The 19,437-nt window shown below is 70.6% G+C and carries 15 protein-coding genes; 3 read left to right on the top strand and 12 right to left on the bottom strand.

Annotated features, from left to right (window positions below):
* Positions 1–206 precede the first annotated feature (206 nt).
* Together D7W81_RS16115 and D7W81_RS16110 are read left to right on the top strand one after the other, a co-directional pair.
* Positions 207–2,966: a protein kinase domain-containing protein gene (locus tag D7W81_RS16115; RefSeq protein WP_438503361.1), complete on the top strand. Its 2,760-nt coding sequence runs from the start codon at positions 207–209 to the stop codon at positions 2,964–2,966.
* 148 nt (positions 2,967–3,114) lie between these two features.
* Positions 3,115–3,672, top strand: coding sequence for a hypothetical protein (locus D7W81_RS16110; RefSeq protein WP_120556265.1), 558 nt, complete (start codon positions 3,115–3,117; stop codon positions 3,670–3,672).
* A gap of 148 nt (positions 3,673–3,820) precedes the next feature.
* Here D7W81_RS16110 and gyrB read toward each other — a convergent pair whose 3' ends face one another.
* Together gyrB and D7W81_RS16100 are read right to left on the bottom strand one after the other, a co-directional pair.
* Positions 3,821–6,274: a DNA topoisomerase (ATP-hydrolyzing) subunit B gene (gene gyrB / locus D7W81_RS16105; protein WP_120556264.1), complete on the bottom strand. Its 2,454-nt coding sequence runs from the start codon at positions 6,272–6,274 to the stop codon at positions 3,821–3,823.
* 121 nt (positions 6,275–6,395) lie between these two features.
* Complete coding sequence (locus tag D7W81_RS16100; protein WP_120556263.1) at positions 6,396–6,851, bottom strand: hypothetical protein; 456 nt, start codon at positions 6,849–6,851, stop codon at positions 6,396–6,398.
* Positions 6,852–6,961: 110 nt separating this feature from the next.
* Between D7W81_RS16100 and D7W81_RS16095 the strand changes: the two genes are divergently transcribed.
* Positions 6,962–7,720: a GNAT family N-acetyltransferase gene (locus D7W81_RS16095; protein ID WP_120556262.1), complete on the top strand. Its 759-nt coding sequence runs from the start codon at positions 6,962–6,964 to the stop codon at positions 7,718–7,720.
* Positions 7,721–7,738: 18 nt separating this feature from the next.
* Here the strand turns inward: D7W81_RS16095 and D7W81_RS16090 are convergent, their stop codons facing one another.
* The 10 genes from D7W81_RS16090 to D7W81_RS16045 all read right to left on the bottom strand — a co-directional run bounded on the left by D7W81_RS16090 (position 7,739) and on the right by D7W81_RS16045 (position 19,434).
* Positions 7,739–8,557, bottom strand: coding sequence for a helix-turn-helix domain-containing protein (locus D7W81_RS16090; RefSeq protein ID WP_120556261.1), 819 nt, complete (start codon positions 8,555–8,557; stop codon positions 7,739–7,741).
* Positions 8,558–8,562: 5 nt separating this feature from the next.
* Positions 8,563–10,728, bottom strand: coding sequence for a cation:proton antiporter domain-containing protein (locus tag D7W81_RS16085; protein ID WP_120556260.1), 2,166 nt, complete (start codon positions 10,726–10,728; stop codon positions 8,563–8,565).
* A gap of 93 nt (positions 10,729–10,821) precedes the next feature.
* A complete protein-coding gene (locus D7W81_RS16080; RefSeq protein WP_120556259.1) occupies positions 10,822–11,199 on the bottom strand; it encodes a response regulator in 378 nt (125 codons plus the stop codon).
* The gene (locus D7W81_RS16075) at positions 11,196–12,824 is read right to left on the bottom strand and encodes a sensor histidine kinase (protein ID WP_120556258.1); all 1,629 of its coding nucleotides are present in this window, start codon (positions 12,822–12,824) and stop codon (positions 11,196–11,198) included. Before D7W81_RS16075 ends, D7W81_RS16080 begins: the two co-directional genes overlap by 4 nt.
* Before the next feature lie 176 nt (positions 12,825–13,000).
* Entirely contained in the window at positions 13,001–13,630 is a 630-nt protein-coding gene (locus D7W81_RS16070; protein ID WP_120556257.1) for a TIGR02265 family protein, read from the bottom strand.
* Positions 13,631–13,900: 270 nt separating this feature from the next.
* A complete protein-coding gene (locus tag D7W81_RS16065; RefSeq protein WP_120556256.1) occupies positions 13,901–15,064 on the bottom strand; it encodes a pyridoxal-phosphate-dependent aminotransferase family protein in 1,164 nt (387 codons plus the stop codon).
* 159 nt (positions 15,065–15,223) lie between these two features.
* Positions 15,224–16,120, bottom strand: coding sequence for a zinc metalloprotease (locus D7W81_RS16060; protein WP_120556255.1), 897 nt, complete (start codon positions 16,118–16,120; stop codon positions 15,224–15,226).
* A gap of 226 nt (positions 16,121–16,346) precedes the next feature.
* Positions 16,347–17,249: a zinc metalloprotease gene (locus D7W81_RS16055; RefSeq protein WP_120556254.1), complete on the bottom strand. Its 903-nt coding sequence runs from the start codon at positions 17,247–17,249 to the stop codon at positions 16,347–16,349.
* 146 nt (positions 17,250–17,395) lie between these two features.
* A complete protein-coding gene (locus D7W81_RS16050) occupies positions 17,396–18,607 on the bottom strand; it encodes an MlaD family protein (protein ID WP_120556253.1) in 1,212 nt (403 codons plus the stop codon).
* Entirely contained in the window at positions 18,604–19,434 is an 831-nt protein-coding gene (locus D7W81_RS16045; protein WP_120556252.1) for an ABC transporter ATP-binding protein, read from the bottom strand. The genes D7W81_RS16050 and D7W81_RS16045 overlap by 4 nt, the downstream gene beginning before the upstream one ends.
* Between the last annotated feature and the right edge of the window lie 3 nt (positions 19,435–19,437).

Raw genomic sequence — 19,437 nt, 5'->3', positions numbered from 1 at the left:
GTTCCGACCCACCAGGACGCCTCCCCCTCCCTGGCCAGCACCGGGAGCGAAATCTTCGCATGCCATGCGAGCGCGCCCGGGACTTTCGATGGAAGGCGAGTATGCTGGGGCTTCCCCAATCCCGGCCCCGCCTCCCGCCCGTGGCAGAACCCAGTCCCCAGCAATTCGGCAAGTACGTCCTGGTCTCCAAGCTTGCCGCGGGAGGCATGGCGGTCACCTACCGCGCGCGTATGACGGGCGCGATGGGCGTCACCAAGCCCTGCGTCATCAAGCAGATCCTCCCGCACTTCGTGGATGACCACGACTTCGTGGAGATGTTCATCAGCGAGGCGCGCCTCGTGGCGGGCCTGACGCACGGGAACATCGCGCAGGTCTTCGACTTCGGAGAGGTGGACGGGCAGTACTTCATCGCCATGGAGCTGGTGCACGGCCAGCCCCTGTCGAAGGTGCTGCGCCGCGCTTCGCGCGCGGGCGTGGGCTTCTTCCCGCAGCCGCTGGCGCTGCACATCGCCAGCAAGCTGTGCGAGGGCCTGGACTACGCGCACCGCCACGTGGGCGAGGACGGCCAGCTGCTGGGCCTGGTCCACCGCGACGTGTCCCCGGACAACGTCCTCATCTCCTACGAGGGCGAGGTCAAGGTCATCGACTTCGGCATCGCCAAGGCGACGAGCGCCGTGGAGGCCAAGACGTCGCCGGGCACGCTCAAGGGCAAGTACCCGTACTTCTCCCCGGAGCAGGCGCAAGGCCGGCAGGACCTGGACGCGCGCACGGACGTGTACGCGGCGGGCATCGTCCTCTACGAGATGCTCTGCGGCCGGCGCCCCTTCGAGGGCGAGTTCGTCACCGTGCTGCCCCGCATCATCACGGGCGACTGCCTGCCCCCGTCCGCCGTCAACCCGGGCATTGGCGAGGAGCTGGAGACGCTGGTCGCGCACGCCATGGCGGTGGACCGCGAGGCGCGCTTCCAGACGGCGAAGGACCTGAGCGAGTCGCTGGTGGAGATGCTCTACCGGGAGACGCCCCGCTTCACGCCCACGATGCTGAGCCAGCTCATGACGTACCTCTTCGCGGAGGAGCTGGCCTCCGAGGGACGCAAGGTGGAGCTGCCGCCCGGCTTCAAGGAGCAGCTGGCCGCGTGGCAGTCGCCGTCCTCGGAGCCCTCGCAGGGCCGCGCGCGGATGCCCGTGAGCAGCGGCAGGGCCTCCAACGCCGGCACCCCCGGCGGGGCCCGCCCGTCCAGCCCGGGCGTGTCGCGCCCCTCCAGCCCCGGCGTGCGGCCCTCCGGCAGCGCCCCCGGCCTGCGCCCCGCGAGCGATGGCGGCGTGCGCCGTTCGTCCACCCAGGCCACCGCCGTGCGCAAGAGCACCACCGGCGTGCGCCGCGTGACACCGGGGGGCACCACCCGCGAGAACACCGGCACCGGCCGCCGCCCCCTGCCTCCGGAGCTGACGCCCGAGCCGGACACCGACTCCGGCACGGAGCCCACCGCCATGCCCCAGGCGCTGCCCACGCTGGCCGCGCCGCATGACACGCCGGTGGAGACGGCCATCGCGACGGAGGCGCCGGAGCCCGAGGAGAAGGAGGGCCCCCGGGCCCGCACCACCGCGGATGACGCCCGGGAGAAGCTGGCCGCCGAGTCCGCCGAGCGCGAGCGCAAGCGCGTGAAGCAGGTGCGGCAGCTGAGCATCGGCGTGTTCGGCGTCACCGCCGCGGTCCTCCTCATCGGCCTGTTGATCCACTTCCTGTCCCCGCCGGAGGTCTCCGAGGTCTCCGGCGAGCCCGTCATCCTGTGGATCACCTCCAAGCCGGAAGGGGCCGCCGTCGTCGTCAACGGCCGGACGGTGGGGAACACGCCCAACCGTGTCATCGGCGCGGATCCACGCACGCCCCACACCATCGTCGTCACCCGGCCGGGCTACCGCGCCTGGACGCGGCGCTTCACCCCCAACCAGCCGGAGGTCCACCTCAAGGCGGAGCTGGAGGTGGCGCCCGGCACCACCCAGATGGCGTCGGAGATTCCCACCGCCACCGCGCTCGACGCGGGCGCTCCGTCCCCGGACGCGGACGCGGGCACGGGCGCGGTCGCCGCCGTGGCCCCCTCCCTGGATGCGGACGCGGGCACCTCCACGGAGGCGGATGGGGGCCTGGCCTCCAGCGACGCGGGGGCCGCCGCGGCGGTCGCGGCCGGCGAGGACCCGCTGGCCAACGACAAGGACCGGGAGATGCGCCGCGTGGACTACCCCACGCGCCTGCTGGTGCTGCGCCCCCGGTACAACGCGCTGCCGCTGCCCGAGTACCCGACGGCCACCATCGACGTGTCGCCCGGGGCCGCCTACTCCGTGTGGACGGAGGGCAGCGCGGCGTTCGCGGAGGGCGACGGCAACGCGTCCGGGACGCTCGTGTACTACGCGGAGGGCGACGTGCCGGCCGACAACGCCGTGGGCTTCGTCAGCAGCGCGCCGCGCACCCTCAAGGGCGCGAAGAAGCTCCACTTCTTCGCCCTGGACGACACCGGCCCCGAGGACAACCGCGGCGCCGTGCGCGTGCACCTGCGGCAGTCCGCGTACATCCCGCCCCGCTCGGTGCTCTTCGAGGCCGACAAGAACGCCCTGCAGGTGAAGCCCCAGCACCAGATGCAGCTGCGCGGCCTCAACCCCAAGTCCACCTACGCCTTCACCGTGCGCGACGACTTCGCGGAGGTGCGCTCCGGCTCCAATGGCCGCGTGCACACCGTGCTGTGCGTGGAGAAGGGCCCCAAGCCCGGGTCCGTGCGCAGCTCGCACCGCCTCTTCGAGACGGGCAAGCGCTACCAGGTGTCCGGCGTGCAGGACCTGCGCTGCGTCTTCCCCGACCTCCAGCTGGGGGACAACGAGGGCGCGCTCGACTTCGACATCGTCGACGTGACGAACATGTCCCGCAAGGACCGCGCGGAAGCGCTGCGCGGGGCCAAGAGTTCCGAGCGGTAGCAGCCGGGCAGCCGGGCTCCCGCCTGGAAGGACGCCCCGAAGGCGGGCGTCTGATCCAACACCCGGCTCACCCTGACGCGCTGCTCCCGCGCAGGAGGGCAGTGCCTACCCTCACGGACATCCACTTCTTCTCCCATGGAGTCCGTTCATGATGCCTGTCCTCTCCTCCACCGGCCTGGTGCTGCACAACCTGGGGCTCGCCGCCGGCTTCGGGGGTTCGCTCTTCGGCAAGGTGGCCCTCAATCCCGCGGTGAAGGTGATTGGCTCCAAGGCGGAGCGCGGGCAGGTGGTGAACGCCGCGTGGAACGGCTTCAACATCGTGAACGCCGCGTCCGTGGGCCTGGCGGCCATCACCTGGCTGGTGGGCCGCTCGAAGCTGACGGGCCGGGAGATCGACCCCACCACGCGCGGGCTGGTCATCGCGAAGGACGTGCTCCTGGGCGCCACCGTGGCGCTGGGCGCCGCGAACATCTTCGGCGGGGCCTTCCTGGCGAAGCAGGCCCCCGAGGGCGCCGTCCCCGTGGAGACGGGCCTGACGCCCACCCTGGGCACGCCTGAGAAGGCCGCGAAGACGATGAAGGCGCTGGACGTGGGAGGCATCGCGAACATCGCCGCCATGGCGGGCGTCATCGGCATCACCGCCGTCCTCAACATGCGCGCGGGGGCGTCCTCGCGCTGGTCACTGGTCGCAAGGTTCCTTCCGTAAGGGCTCATGGGGGCCGCCGTGCTGCATCCGCGGCCCGGCTCGAAAAGGATGGGAAGGGCACGTGGGCGCGGAGCCGAGAAACGGCACCGGGCCCACGGGTCTTTCGACCCGGGGCCCGGCGTGAGGCTTCAGGTGCGGCGTGCGGACCTCAGATGTCCAGGTTCTGCACGTCCAGCGCGTTGCGCTCGATGAACTCGCGGCGGGGCTCCACCGCCTCGCCCATGAGCAGCGAGAAGATGTCGTCGCTCTCCACCGCGTCCTCCACCCGCACCTGGAGCAGCGTGCGGCGGGTGGGGTCCATGGTGGTCTCCCAGAGCTGCTCCGGGTTCATCTCTCCCAGACCCTTGTAGCGCTGCAGGCCCAGGCCCTTCTGCGCGTCCTTGCGGACCGCGGCCAGCACCTCCTGCACGGAGAACGCCGTCACCTCGCCCGCGTCCACCTGGACGAGGTAGGGCGCCTTGCCCAGCGAGTGGAACACCTCGCGCAGGGCGACGAGCTCCAGGTACTCCGGCGAGGACAGGTAGGCGTGGTCGAACACGGACTCGCGCATGGAGCCGTTCACGTCCGTCATCACCACCAGCTTCTTGGACGTGTGCTCCGTGTCCTGCTCCAGCCGCATGGACAGCCGGCCCATCACGTCCGGCATGCGCCGCTGGCAGTAGTCGCGCATGGTGGCCAGCTCCGCCTCCACCGCCGCTTCGTCCGCGAGCAGGTCCGCGCGCAGGTTGGTGGCCTGCACCAGCGCATCCACGAGGCGCGCGTCGCGGCGCTTGGCCTGCTTCTCCAGCCGCTCCTCGTAGGTGATGACCTTCTCCAGGAGCGCCTTGAAGTCCGCGCCGCCCAGCTCGCCCGTGGGCGTCTTCACCCGGCAGTGCTCCGCGGCGATCTTCAGGAGGTACTCGTTGAGCGCGCGCTCGTCCTTGACGTAGCTGTCCTTCTTGTTGCGCGTGACTTTGTAGAGCGGCGGCTGCGCGATGTAGACGTAGCCCCGGTCAATGAGCTCACGCATCTGCCGGTAGAAGAACGTGAGCAGCAGCGTGCGGATGTGGCTGCCGTCCACGTCTGCGTCCGTCATCAGGATGATGCGGTGGTAGCGCGCCTTCTCCGGGTCGTAGTCCTCCGCCCCGATGCCCGTGCCCAGCGCGGTGATGAGCGTGACGATTTCGGCGCTGGTCAGCATCTTCTCGAAGCGCGCCTTCTCCACGTTCAGGATCTTGCCGCGCAGGGGGAGGATGGCCTGGTTGCGCCGGTCCCGGCCCTGCTTCGCGGAGCCACCTGCGGAGTCACCCTCCACGATGTACAGCTCGCTCTCGTGCGGGTCGCGGCTCTGGCAGTCCGCGAGCTTTCCGGGCAGGCCGCCGCCGTCCAGCACGCCCTTGCGGCGCACCGTCTCACGGGCCTTGCGCGCGGCGAGGCGGGCGCGGCACGCGTCGCCAATCTTCGCCGCGACCTTCTTCGCGAGCGGGGGGTTCTCCTCCAGGAAGGACGCGAGCTGATCATTCACCATCTGCTCGACCAGGCCCTTCACCTCGCTGTTGCCCAGCTTCGTCTTCGTCTGGCCCTCGAACTGGGGGTTGGAGAGCTTCACGGAGATGACCGCGGACAGGCCTTCGCGCGCGTCCTCGCCGGTGGGCGTCTCCTTCAGGTCCTTCCAGAGGCTGCCCTTCTCCGCGTAGCTGTTGAGCGTGCGCGTGAGCGCGGCCTTGAAGCCGGACAGGTGGCTGCCACCCTCGTGGGTGTTGATGTTGTTGGCGAAGGTGAAGATGCGCTCGTCGTAGCCATCGTTCCACTGCATGGCGATTTCCAGCGACACGCCCTCGCGCTCCGTCTTGATGAAGACGGGCTTGTCGTGCAGCGCTTCCTTCGCCTTGTTGAGGTACTCCACGAAGGAGGAGATGCCGCCCTCGAACTTGAAGTCGTGCTCCTTCTGGGTGCGCTCGTCGCGGATGGTGATGTGCAGGCCGGCGTTGAGGAACGCCAGCTCGCGCAGACGCTGGCTGAGCGTCTCGAAGTTGAAGTCCACCGTCTCCATGACCTGGGTGTCAGGCTTGAAGTGGATCATCGTGCCGCGCTTGTCCGTGGTGCCCACTTCCTGGGGGGCCCCGTTGGCCACGCCGCGCGCGTAGGACTGTTCGTAGACCTTGCCGGCGCGCTGGATGCGGACCTTGAACCACTCCGACAGGAAGTTCACGCAGGTGACGCCCACGCCGTGCAGGCCGCCGGACACCTTGTACGCGCCGTTGCCGAACTTGCTGCCGGCGTGCAGCTCCGTGAGGACGACTTCCAGCGTGTCCTTGCCCTTGAACTTGGGGTCGGGGTGCGGACCCACGGGGATGCCGCGGCCGTTGTCCTGGACGCTGAGCGAGCCGTCCACGTGGATGACCACGTCGATGTCCGTGCAGTGGCCGGCCAGGGCCTCGTCCACCGAGTTGTCGACGACCTCGTACACGAGCTTGTGGAGCCCGTAGGTCATCGTGTCGCCGATGTACATGCCGGGGCGCTTGCGGACGGCCTCAAGCCCTTCGAGCTTGGTGATGGCGTCCGTCCCATAATCGGCGGGCGGCGCGGCCGGCGCGACACCGGTAGCGGGGGTCTTTTCCATGTGAAGCGTGTCCTTGGGAAAGGCTGCCGTTGCGACAGGGCTGTGCCTGCTGTGCCTACCACCACCGGGCATCCCGGACAAGGTTCGGGAGCCCGCGCAAGGCTGCGGAAAGATTCATGAATCAGGCGTCGAAACGCGGAGGCGGGAGGCGGTCCTCCAGCGCCGCGATCAACTCCTCATAAACAGCCTTGCGGGCGAAAAGATGTCGCGTCACGAGCACCCTTCCCTCTTCCTTCAGAAAGAGCCCGAGCACGCTCCCTTTGCGGCCGACCCGGCGCACGGAATCAATCTGGCCCCAGTGCAATTCCAGCGGCTGGCCACTGAAGGGCCGGGCCACCCGCACGCCCGCGCTGTCCAGGGTGATGCCCCACTGCGCGCGGGGGCGCAGGCGGTGGACGGACACGAGGAAGGTCAGCATCAGGCCGGCGCTGATGCCGGCCCGCGCCATGGCGACGAGCCCTCCGCCGCCCCGGTAGTCCGCCAGGGCCCAGGCCGTGAGGACCGCCAGGAGGCACGCGCCCAGGACGAGGGCGATTCGGGTGGGACGCGGATCGAACGAGAAGAAGCGCGGGGTCATGGGCAGGGGCGAAAAGGGTGGAAACCTAACCCCCTGGCGCACGGTGCGCGCGTCCTTTCCTCCGGGGCTGTTCTTTGGCCGTCGTCCCCGCGAATAGGCTGCCGGCCCGCATGACGGATGCCGAACTCACTTCTCGACTTCACACCAACCTCATCGCCTTCAAGCGCCTGCAGACCGAACGCGGCTCGCTGCGCCACCTCCAGCTTCCCGGCGTGGACGCGTTCGCCCTGCCGTCGTACCAGGACGCGCACTTCCAGCAGGTGCTCTTCACGGAGGCGGACGCGCTGGCCGCCGCGCTGCCGGCCCTGACGGACTTCTACCGGGGGCTGGGGCTGCCGCGCTGGCGCGTCACCCTGACGCCGGGCCAGCGGGACGCGACGCGGGTGCTGGGCGCCCGGGGCTACCGCCCGGACTTCACCGTCGTGGCCATGGGGGCCTGGCTGCACGAACTGCCGGACGCGGCGCCCGGGGTGCCCGTGGAGACCGTGGAGGACATGGGCGACCTGGTGGACATCAACCTCCAGACCTACGGCGCGGAGTGGCGGGACATCCTCGCCGTCTGGCAGCGGCCGCCGCTCCCCGTGCCGGTGCACACGGTGGTGGCGCGCGAGCAGGGCAAGGCCCTGTCCTGCGGGCTGGCGGTGGACGTGGCGGACACCGCGGGCGTGTACCTGGTGGCCACCCACCCGGAGGCCCGGGGCATGGGGCTCGCGTCGGCGGTGATGCGGGGGCTCATCTCCGGGGCGCGCCAGCGCGGGTGCACCGCGACGGTGCTCCAGTCCACCCCGGCGGGCATCCGCGTGTACCGGCACCTGGGCTTCCGCGACCTCGGGCCCTGGGAGCACTGGGTGCCGCCCCAGGGGCCCTGAGAGGCGCGATGGAAGCGTTCAGCGCAGCGCTTCCAGTTCCTCCAGCGTCTCCAGCACCCGCTGCGCCTCCTCCGCGCCCTGGAGCCGGTCCGCCAGCCCGCGCCCCGCGAGCCTCGCCACGTGCGCCAGCCGCATCAGCCGCGCGCGGCCCACGTGGCCGTCCACCAGCGCCACCACCAGCCGCAGGGGCTGGCCGTCCGGCGCGTCGACCTTCAGGGGCCGGGCCAGCGTCACCAGCGCCGCCACCGGGGCCGCTCCCGCCACGAACGCGTGCGGCACCGCGACGCCGTTGCCCACCTGGGAGGGGGCCTCGCCCTCGCGCTGGCGCAGCCCTTCCGCGAGCTTCGCCGCGTCCACGCCGGGCAGGGCGGACGCCAGCCGCCCGGCCGCCACGTCCAGCGCGTCCTCGTAGTCCCCGCAGGACAGCTGCACCACCACCCGCTCCGCGCACAGGAGCGGCGCCAGCGGGGGCACGGGCTCGTCGCCGCGCACCTCGCGCAGGGGGAACTCCGCGTCCAGGAAGGCCCGCACGCGCGCCAGCTGAGCGCCGGTGAGCTTGCGCCGTGCGATGTCCAGCAGCAGCGTCCCCGCCGCGGGCACGTCCTCCAGGTAGCCCGCCACGTACGGGCTCACCCGGTTGGCCACGTCCATGAGCAGCGCCGGGGGCACGTCCAGCTCCCGGGCGATGGCCGTCAGCCGCTCCTGCGTGGGCGGCGCGTCCACGCCGTTCTCCACGCGGCTCAGGTACGCGCTGGACACGCCGATGCGGCGCGCCAGGTCGCGCAGGGACAGGCCCGCGTCCACCCGCAGCAGGCGCAGCGTGGCTCCCAGGTGCATGGCGCTCAGCTCCGCGCGCCGACGGACGGCGTCGTCTCCGGGGACGAGCCCTGGGTCCGGGCTCCCTCCGGCGTCTGGGCCAGCACCGTCGCCCCCTCCGGGTGACGCACGAGCAGCAGCGAGCCGGGCGCGTCGCGAACGATGCGCTCGCGCTGCACGCCGAACAACCGGTCTTCCAGACCCCATTCGGCCCCCAGGCCCACCACCACGAGGTCGTAACCCGCCTTCGCCTCTTCCAGCGCTGCCTCTTCCGGCGACGCGTGGCGCACCACCTTGAGCTTCACGGCGGCGCCCTCGTCCGCGGGGAACAGCTCCTCCACCTGCGCCCGGCCCGCGCCCGCGCCTTCGGGGGACGTCACGTGCAGCACCGTCACCTCCGCGCCGGCCTGCTTCACCAGCCGCCGCGCCAGGCCCAGCGCCGCCCGGTCATGCCGGCTGCCCACGAAGGGCACCAGCACCCGGCGCACCTGCGACAGGCCCCGGTCCACCAGCACCGCCACCGTGCCGCCCGCCTCCTGCATCACTTCATGCACCGTTCCGCCCAGCACCGTCTGGCTGAACAGCGGCTTGTGCCAGCCCAGCAGCACCAGGTCCGCGCGCTTCGCCTGCGCCGTGCGGCAGATGTCCCGCGCGGGCTCCGACGACACGAACGACAGCGTGCGCAGGGACAGCCCCAGCTTCTCCGCGCGTCCCACCAGGGGCGCCAGCGCGCCGCCGGACGCCGCGGACGGGTCCAGCGCCTCGTCCGCGCGGGCCTTGAGCGAGCGCTCCGGGGACAAGAGGTGCAGGGCGTAGAGGTTCGCCTCGTTGCGCTCGCCCGCCAGCGCGCGCGACAGCACCGCCATGCCCGGGCCGGCCTGCCCGTGAGACACGCACAGCAGCACCGTGTACGCGGACGGGGGCAGCGGCGCCTCCGGCGTCTGCACCAGCCGTTCGCGCGCCAGGTCCTCCGGCGAATACAGCAGGCGCAGGAGCGGCGTGGTCATGAAGGTCGTGACCAGGGCCATGATGACCATCATCGTGAAGAGCGTGGGCGAGATGACGCCCAGGTCCAGGCCCAGGTTGAGCACGATGAGCTCCATCAGGCCGCGCGTGTTCATCAGGACGCCGATGGCGCCCGCCTCCTTCCACCGCAGGCCCGTGAGGCGCGCGGCCACCGCGCTGCCGCCGAACTTGCCCAGGCACGCGAGGACGATGATGACGCCGCACGTGAGCCACGCCTCCGGGGTGTCCAGCAGGCCCATCTGCGTGCGCAGGCCGCTGAAGGCGAAGAACACGGGCAGCAGCAGTACGACCGCCACGTCCTCCAGCTTCTCCGCCAGCGCCGCCGCCAGCCCGCCCTCCTTGGGAATCACCGCGCCGAACATGAAGGCGCCAAAGAGCGAGTGGATGCCGATGTATTCGGTGGTCCACGCGGACGCGAGCAGGAGGATGAGCGTGATGGCCACCACGTTCTGCGTGAGGCCCTCGCGGTTGGCCACGCGCGCGCCCAGCCGGGCGAGGAACGGCTTCACCAGCAGCAACATGAAGCCGATGTAGAGCAGCGCGAACAGCGTGGTGAGCCCCGCGTGCGCCAGGTCCGACGCGCGCACCAGCGACACCACGAACGCCAGGATGCACCACGCCGTCACGTCATCCACCGCCGCGCACGCGATGGCGATGGCGCCCAGCTTCGACTGCATCAGCCCGCGCTCGGTGAGGATGCGCGCCAGCACCGGGAAGGCCGTGATGCTCATGGACACGCCCATGAACAGCACGAACGAGGAGAACGGCACGTCCGGGCTGGACAGCGACTTGTACAGCCACAGCGCGCCCGCCGCCGCGCCCAGGGCGAACGGGACGACGATGCTCGAGTGGCTGATGGCCACCGACGCGTGGCCCCGCCCCTTCAAGAGCTTCGGGTCCAGCTCCAGGCCAATGAGGAACATGAAGAGCACCAGCCCGACCTCGGCCAGCATCTTCAGGAACGGCATGGACTCCGGCGGGAACAGCCAGTGCATCGCGTCCGGCGCCAGCCAGCCCAGCAGCGACGGGCCCAGCGCGATGCCCGCCACCACCTCCGCGATGACCAGGGGCTGCCCCAGCCAGCGTGCGCCCCGGCCAATCAGCCGCGACACTCCGATGATGACGATGAGCTGGACCAGGAGCTGGGCGAGCATGTGGGGGTTCATCTGACAGGCCTCGCTTGAAAAGTGTTAAGGATGCACTTACCAAGACCCTGCGCGAAGCGTCAACGCACGCGTGGGCAGGCAGCCCGGCGGCGGTCAGGCGACTTCGGGCACCTTGTGGGCCGCCACGGCCTTGAGCAGCGTCTCCACGTCCACCGGCTTGCGCAGGTAGCTGCAGGCGCCCATCTCCTCCGCGACCTGGCGGGCGTTGGCGGAGGCGGAGAAGACGAGCACGGGGATGTCCCGCCACGCTTCCACCTGGCGCATCTGGCGGCCGAACGTCGCGCCGTCCATCACCGGCATCATCATGTCCAGCAGCACCAGGGCCGGCGGGACCGACTCCTTGCGGAGCACCTCCAGCGCCTGCAGGCCGTTGCCCGCCCCCAGCACGGTGTAGCCCGCGTCGCGCAGGACCTCCTCCAGCGCCTCCCGCAGGTCCGTGTCGTCATCCACCACCAACAGCGGCCGGCTCACTCGCGCGTCTCCTTCTCCAGCGGCAGCTCCAGCGTGAAGCGCGCGCCCTCTCCCGCGGCAGGCTCCGCCCAGGCCCGTCCGCCGTGCGCTTCCGCCGCGCGGCGGGCGAGGTACAGCCCCAGGCCCAGGCCTCCATACGAATGCGAACTGACGGCGCGGCCAAAGCGCTCGAAGATGCGCTCCACCTGGTCCACGGGCACGCCGATGCCCCGGTCGCGCACCTGGATGCGCGCGAAGCCGCCCTCCCGCCCCACGTCCACCTCCACCGGCCGTCCCGGACCGAACTTGAGCGCGTTGGATATCAACGCCGCCACCGCCTGGTCCACCCGAAGCCGGTCCCACGTCCCCCAGAGACCGCGGCGGGGGGACTGACGCAGCTCACACCCGGCCGCGCGGGCCTCCGCCTGGTAGCGCTCCAGCACTTCGGAGACCAGCTCCTCCAGGTCGAAGCGCTCGGGCATCAGCGACAGCTCACCGCTGGACAGCTGTGACACGTCCAGCAGGCCCTCCACCAGCGTGCCCAGCCGGCGCACCTGGCGCACGCTTCGCTCCAGGCGCGTGACGACCTCCGGCTCCAGGTGGTGCACCTCCGTGCGCTGCAACAGCGTGCCCAGCTGCAGCCGCAGCGTGGTGAGCGGCGTGCGCAGTTCGTGCGCGGCCACGGTGAGGAACTCGTCGCGCAGGCGCACGGCTTCACGCGCCTCCTGGAAGAGCCGGGCGTTCTCCAGCACCAGCCCCGTCCGGCGCGCCAGCTCCTGCGCCAGCGACAGGTCCACCGGCGCCAGGGTGCGCTCGCCCAGCGTGCCCATGGACAGCACGCCCAGCCGGCCTTCGCTGCCAGGCAGGGGCACGTTCACCACCGAGCGCAGCCCCAGCCCTTCGATGGCGCGCTGGTGCGCCGCGTCCTTCGTGATGGGCTCCGGGCGCTTGCGCACGTCCGGGATGAACTCCGGCTGGCCGGTGCGCAGCACGTGCGAGGGGCCCGCGGCGGCCTGGGGGTCCAGCGGGAAGCGCTGGTCCAGCTTCCAGGCATGGGCGCGCCGCGTGGCGTCCGGGTGCGCCAGCGCCACCAGCCGCAGGCCGCCCTGGTCCGGGTCCTGGAGGAAGAAGGCGCACCAGTCCGCCACCCGGGGGACCATCAGCTGCACCAGCTGGTCCAACCGCGCCGCCTGCTCCAGGGACGCGGTGAGCAGCTCGCTGGCCCGGGCCAGGATGTCGCGGTCCACCTCCGCCCGCTCGCGCTCGCGCCGCACGCGCGTCTCCTCCAGCTCGCGCGCCACCGCCGGGCCCAGCCGGGCCATCCGGTCCTTGGAGAAGCAGTCGCGCGCGCCCGCCTTCATCAGCGTGACGGCCTGCTCCTCGCTCAGCTGGCTGGACAGGACGATGAGCGGCACGTCCCGCCCCCGCGCATGCAGGAGCGAGAGCACGTCCAGCGCGGTGAAGCCCGGCAGCCGGTAGTCACACAGCACCAGGTCCCAGTCCCCGGTGCCCAGTGCGTCGCGCAGCGCCTCCAGCGTGTCCACGCGCCGCGTCGTGGGCCGGTAGCCCGCCCCCTCCAGCTCCGCTGTCACCAGCGCCGCGTCATTGACGCTGTCCTCCACCAGCAACAGCCGGAAGGGCGTCATACCCGGGCCCCGCCTGTCTCCATTCGCGTGACGCCTCCCATGGGGTGTGGGCCTCTTCCCCATGCTAGTGGCCTTGCCTGTCACGCCAGCGGGAGAAATGTCGGACGTTCAGCGCCGAGCGGTGGCTGGTGAACGTCCCGCGACAACACCCCACGCAGCGGGTGGGGTCCCCCGGACTACCAGGAAACGTCGTATTCGGTGTCCAGCAGGGACAGCTGACGCCCGTGCACCTGGACGTCCTGGGCTCCCACCGCCTCCAGGGCGGCCTGGAGCACCCCCTCGTGGTAGGGCGCGGGCATGAAGTCCCGGCGCATCACGAAGCGGGCGCTGTTGTCCCCCGTCCAGAGCACGCTGCGCTCGCCGTAGCTCACCGCGACGCGGTAGTTCTCGATCATGTGATGCAGCATCTTCCGGGGGTTGCGGCCGGCCGCCTGCATCAGGTCCCGGCCGAACATGGAGGACAGGAAGTCCACCGTGGCCTGCGTCCCGATGTAGCGCAGCGACTGGGCCCAATCCCCCAGCTGGGGACGCAAGAGCCGCGTCGCCTCGGCGGACATCTCCAGGAAGCGCGTCACCGGGTACAGCTCCGCGGTGTTCAGCTCCTGCAGGCCGGACGCCGCCAGGCACCTCGCCCCGGCCGCCTCGCCCTGGAGGAAGTTCACCACCCCCACCACGCCCTGGAAGAACATCCCCCGGGCGCCGTCTTCCGGGGTCGCGGCCAGGCACCGCTCCGTCAGGTGCCACGCCGCGCTCTCATCCGCCCTGCCCGCCGCCCTCGACGAACCTTCCACCGGTCCGCGATCCATACCGACCTCCCACATCAGGCGCTGGCATCGGCCCACCCGTTCCACGGGTCCCGTTGCGCCAGCGCAGCCCTTCCCCCTCACAGGTGCCGGGGCCCACGCCCCGCTCACACCGTGCAGCCCAATCACATAATTCCGCCAGAACGGCAAGAAATCCCCGTAAGCCAGGAAGTACCTGCCATTATCCACCAGCTTACACAAATCTAATGGGAGCCCGGACGAGATTTCTTGTGGCCTGAGAAACAAATGGGGGTCAGGGCCCTCACCCCGCCGCTATCCAGCGAGGGCGGCCTGGGCGGCGGCGACGGCGGTTCCAGCGGCGGCGGCGCGGTGGCCGGCGGCATGGAGGGCGCGCTCGATGGCGCCCACGGTGACGAGCACGTCCCCGGCGCTGACGCGGTTCATGTGGCCCACGCGGAAGTAGCGCGTCTTGATTTCCGGGTGGAGGCCGCCGGCGATGGCCACCCCCTGCGCCTTCACGCGGCCCACGAGCGACGCGTCCACGCCGTCCGGGTAGTACACGGCGCTCAGGGTGTTGGCGGCCACGGCTTCCGAGGTGGGGACGGGGCGCAGCCCCAGCGCGCTCCAGGCGGCGCGGAAGGCGCGGGCCATGCGGCGGTGGCGCTCGAAGCGGGCCTCCATGCCCTCCGCGAGAATCTGTCCCAGGCTCACGTCCAGCGCGCACACCAGGGAGGTGGGCGGGGTGGCGAAGTAGGCGGGCTTGCCGGACTCGTAGGCCTCCATCACCGGCAGCCACTCCGCCCAGTCCGCGTACACGCTGGCGACGGGGGCCTTGCGCGCCCTCCACGCGGCCAGCGCGCGGGGGCTCACCGTGAGCAGCGCCAGGCCCGGGGGCACGCCCACCGCCTTCTGGCTGGCGGTGAGGTACACGTCCGCGCCCCACGCGTCCTGGTGGAAGGCCTCTCCGGCGGTGGCGCACACGCCGTCCACCACGGCCAGGACGCCGTGTTCGCGCGCGGCCTTCACCAGCGGCTCCACGGGCGCGAGCACCGCGGTGGAGGTGTCCACGTGGGTGACGGTCATCAGCTTGAAGCCGCCGCCGCGCAGCTCCGCCTCCACCCGCGCCACGTCCGGGGCACCGCCCACGGCCTCCGCGCGCACGTGCGTCACCTTCGCGCCGTGGCGCTCCAGGATGTGGGCCATGCGGTCGCTGAAGTAGCCGGTGTTCACCACCAGCGCGCGGTCGCCGGGCTCGATGAGGTTGGCCACGGCGAGCTCCATGGCCAGCGTGCCGCTGCCGGAGACGACGAAGGGCTGCGCGCCGGGGGCGAGCGACACCTCGCGCAGGCGCTTCAGGGCCCGGCCGAAGGTGGCGATGAAGCCCGGGTCCAGGTGCCCGGGCACCGGCGCCGACAGCGCCTGCAACACGTCCGCGTCCACGTCCACCGGCCCGGGAATCATCAACAGGTCTCGCACGGCGCCACTCCCTCTGGAAGCCCCCTCCGAAAGAGCGGAGGGCGGTCCCCCACTGTGGCCAGCGCGGGCCCGGCTTGTCCACGCAGGAAAAGGAAGACGCCGGAGCCCCCGTGCAGAAGGGACTCCGGCGTCGGGTGCTTCAGGAAGCGAAGGCGCTGACTAGCGGTACGTCGCGGTGAGGCTGTCCGCGCGCGTGACCTGACCGGCGGTGAACTGGTTCATGCAGTTGTCGTCGGTGTAGTCCATGAAGTTGTAGATGGGGTCCGCGCCGCCGCCGGCGCAGGTGTCGCGGTTGGCGGGGCAGCCGTACGCGGGCGAGGCCTCCGGAGGCGTGTCGCTGACGGAGTCACCCGGGTTGGCGCAGCCGCCCTGGAACGTGTGGTACAGGCCCAGCCAGTGGCCGACCTCGTGGGTCGCCGTGTCGCCCTCGTTGTAGGGGGACGCCGTGCCGCCGGGGACGCTGCTGAAGAGCATGACCACGCCGTCCATCTTCGGCTGGCTGGTGTAGCTGGAGGGGAAGGTCGCCCAGCCCAGCAGGCCGCCCTTGAGGTTGGCGGTGTAGATGTTCAGCGACTCCGGGCCGCCCTTGCGCAGCGCGGCCTTCATCTTCTTCTCCGCCGAGGAGCCCGAACCCAGCGCGAACCACTGGCTGTTCGTGGTGCGGTCCGTGCCGGCCAGCGTGAACTTGAACGGGGTGTTGGCGTACGCCGCGTTCAGCACGTTCATCTGCGAGGTGATCTGCGAGTCCGGGATGTTGCCGCTGGCGATGCTCGTGCCGCTGTTGATGACGTGGAAGTACACGGGCACGTTCACGGAGCCCACCGCGCGCTTCGCGTGCACGCCACGGGCCGCCAGCGCCGCTTCAATCTCCAGCTTCTCATCGGCCGACGGCTCGATGGTGGCGCAACCGCGGTGCGGAATCGCCTGGGCGGCGGTCTCCTCCGTCGGGGCCTGCTCCTCGGAAGCCGGGACGTTGCTGCTGCAACCCGCCAGAGACATCAGCGTGCCAAGGACCACCGCGACACGGCCACTGCGCTGCGCGACGAAACGAAGCATTGTTTCCCAGCTCCTCAGAAAATGGGTGAAACGTTGATACAGGGATGAAACAGCGCAAGTCAACGCACGCGCAAAAGTTCCACTCTCGGTAAAACACCAAAGACAGACCAAGCGTCACAGGGCCGGGAGACGGCCTGTCAGTGTTTCATCCCAGAAAATGGAAAACGCCGGAGCCCCCTGAACGGGGACCCCGGCGTCGGCACATCGGCCACGGGCCGGCGTGATTTTAGCGGTACGTCGCGGTGAGGCTGTCCGCGCGGGCGCTCTGGCCGGCGGTGAACTGGTTCATGCAGCTGTCGTCGGTGTAGTCCATGAAGTTGTAGATGGGGTCCGCGCCGCCACCGGAGCAGGTGTCACGGCCAGCGGGGCAGCCGTACGCGGGCGAGGCCTCCGGAGGCGTGTCGCTGACGGAGTCACCCGAGGCGGAGCAGCCGCCCTGGAACGTGTGGTACAGGCCCACCCAGTGACCGACCTCGTGCGTGCCGGTGTCACCCAGGTTGTAGGGGGACGCGGTGCCGCCGGGGACGCTGCTGTACAGCATGACCACGCCGTCCATCTTCGGCTGGCTGGTGTAGCTGGAGGGGAAGGTCGCCCAGCCCAGCAGGCCGCCGGACAGGTTCGCGGTGTAGATGTTCAGCGACTCCTTGCCACCCTTGCGCAGGGTGTTCTTCATGTTCTTCTCGTTGGTGCTGCCCTGCGCCAGGGCGAACCAGGTCGCGTTGGTCGTGCGGTCCGTGCCGGCCAGCGTGAACTTGAACGGGGTGTTGGCGTACGCCGCGTTCAGCACGTTCATCTGCGCGGTGATCTGCGAGTCCGGAACGTCGCCGTTGGCCACGCCCGTCCCCTTGCGGATGACGTGGAAGTACACGGGCACGTTCACGGAGCCCACCGCGCGCTTGGCCGACACATGGCCCGCGATCGCCGCTTCGATCTCCAGCTTCTCGTCGGCGGACGGCTCGATGGTCGCACAGCCACGGTGCGGAATGGCCTGCGTGTTGGTGGTCTCCTCCGCGGGAGCGGGAGTCTGCTCCTCGGGGGCCGGAGCGTTGCTGTTACAGCCCGCGAGGGACATCAGGGTGCCAAGGACCACCGCGACACGGCCACTGCGCTGCGCGACGAAACGAAGCATTGTTCCCAACTCCTAGAAAAGTAGGGGAGACGGGAATACGGCTTCAGTGACTCCAGAGTCAATACACAGGCGGTCTCTGAAATCTGTGAAGCATTTGCTGGTCTCACGATGTCGCATCCGGTCAATCCCTGACGCGGCCGGACGGCTCAGGGCGTTGAGGAAGGCGTGGCGGGCGCGGCGGCGGGTTGCGCGGGGGCCGCGGGTTCGGCGGCGGGCGTGAGCGGCGTGGGCGCTGTCTGCGGGGCTCCCACCTGGTCCAGGGACTCATTGTTGCTCACGGAGAAGCGCACCAGCGCGCGGAGGATGCGGTTGCGCTTCACGTTGCCCAGCACCTCGCGCAGGTCGTCATAGACGGTGGGGTCGTTGACGAGCGCGCCCAGGGTGCCGTCGCCCTTGGCCACGGTGGCGGTGATGGTCTTGATGTCCGCGGCGGCGCTGCCCAGGTCCGCGAACATGCCCTTCGCGTCGCCGTAGACCAGCTGGTGCACGGCGCCGTTGGGGCTCTTCTTCGCGTCCTCCAGCAGGCCCGCGAGCTGGCTGGCGGCCTCGCCCAGTTCGCGCATGGCCACCGCGCCGTCCTGGCCGTAGATGAGCGCGTGCGCGGTGCCATCCCCGCGGCGCACCTCGCCCAGGATGGCCTCCACGTGGCCCAGGGCTCCGTCCATGCGCTTCGCGGCGCCGGACGCGTTGGCCAAGAGCGTGTTCACCTCCTGGCCCGTGCGCGGGTCGTAGATGAGGGCGTGCAGGGCGCCGTTGCCCTTCTCCACCTCCTCCATGATGGAGCGCAGCGACGCGACGCTCCTGGCCAGGTCCTTGGACAGCTCCGGGTTCGTGTAGACCTTCACGGCCTGCTTGAGGGACTCGCTGATTTCGACCGAGTTCTCCATCACGCGGCCGGCGCTGGACATCAGCTTGGACAGGTCCCCGCCGCTGCTGGACTGGACGACGCCGCCGGGCTCCACGGCGGGCTGGTCCGCGCTGCCCAGGGAGATGTCCACCGCCTTGTCGCCCAGCACGCCCATGCTGGTGAGCTTGGCGACGGAGTCCGCGCGCACGCGGTTGGCGTAGGCGCTGGCCACCTGGAACTCCACCTGCAGGCGGCTGTCCTTCAGGTCCGGGGAGAAGGACACGCTGTTCACGCGGCCCACCTTCAGGCCGCCAATCCACACGGGGGACTGGTCGCTCAGGCCGTCCACGCTCGTGAAGTAGGCGTGGAAGATGACCTGGCGCTGGAAGAGGTTGGACTCGCGGCCGATGAAGAAGACGACGACGCCGGCCACCGCGAGGCCGACGGCGACGAAGAGGCCCGCGCGCACGGCCAGGCGCTTTTCCTTCGAGGTCGAGGTGAAGAGACTCATGGTGTTCCCCGGGGGTTCAGCTCCAGGCGGCGCGCGTCGATGAAGGCGCGCACCTCCGGCACCTGGGAGCGGCGCATCTCCTCCGGGGTGCCCACCTGGACGATTTTGCGGTTGGCCAGCATGGCCATCCGGTCGGCCAGCACGAAGGCGCTCACCATGTCGTGCGTGACGACAATGGAGGTCGCGCCCAGGCGCTGCTTCATCGAATCAATCAACTCGTTGATGGTCTGCGTGGTGACGGGGTCCAGGCCCGTCGTGGGCTCGTCCCAGAGGATGACCTCCGGGTCCGTGGCGATGGCGCGCGCCAGGCCCACGCGCTTGCGCATGCCGCCGGACAGGTCCGACGGCATCAGCTTCTCCGTGTTGGGCAGGTCCACCAGCTCCAGCTTCTCCGCCACGCGCTTGTTGATTTCCGCGCGCGTCATCTTCTTGAAGTGCTCACGCAGCGGATACGCCACGTTCTCCGCCACGCTGAGCGAGTCGAACAGCGCCGCGCCCTGGAACACCATGGCCACGTGCTTGCGCACCTCCAGGAACTGCTCCTCGGAGAACTTCGCGACGTCGTAGCCTTCGAAGAGGACGCTGCCGCCGTCCGGGTGCATCAGGCCGATGAGGCACTTGAGCAGCACGCTCTTGCCCACGCCGGAGCCGCCCAGCACGACGAGCGTCTCCCCGGCGCGCACGTCCAGGTCCACGCCGTCGTAGATGCGCTTGGCACCGAACTGCTTGATGAGTCCGTCGAAGCGGATGAGCTCCTCGCCCGGCGTGGGCTTGCGGAACGCGAAAGGGACTGCGGGGTCGGCGTGAGCGGAGCGGGCCTTGCGCATGGT

The sequence above is a fragment of the Corallococcus aberystwythensis genome, assembly GCF_003612165.1.
Lineage (GTDB): Bacteria > Myxococcota > Myxococcia > Myxococcales > Myxococcaceae > Corallococcus > Corallococcus aberystwythensis.
This window is presented reverse-complemented; position numbering and strand designations above follow the sequence as displayed.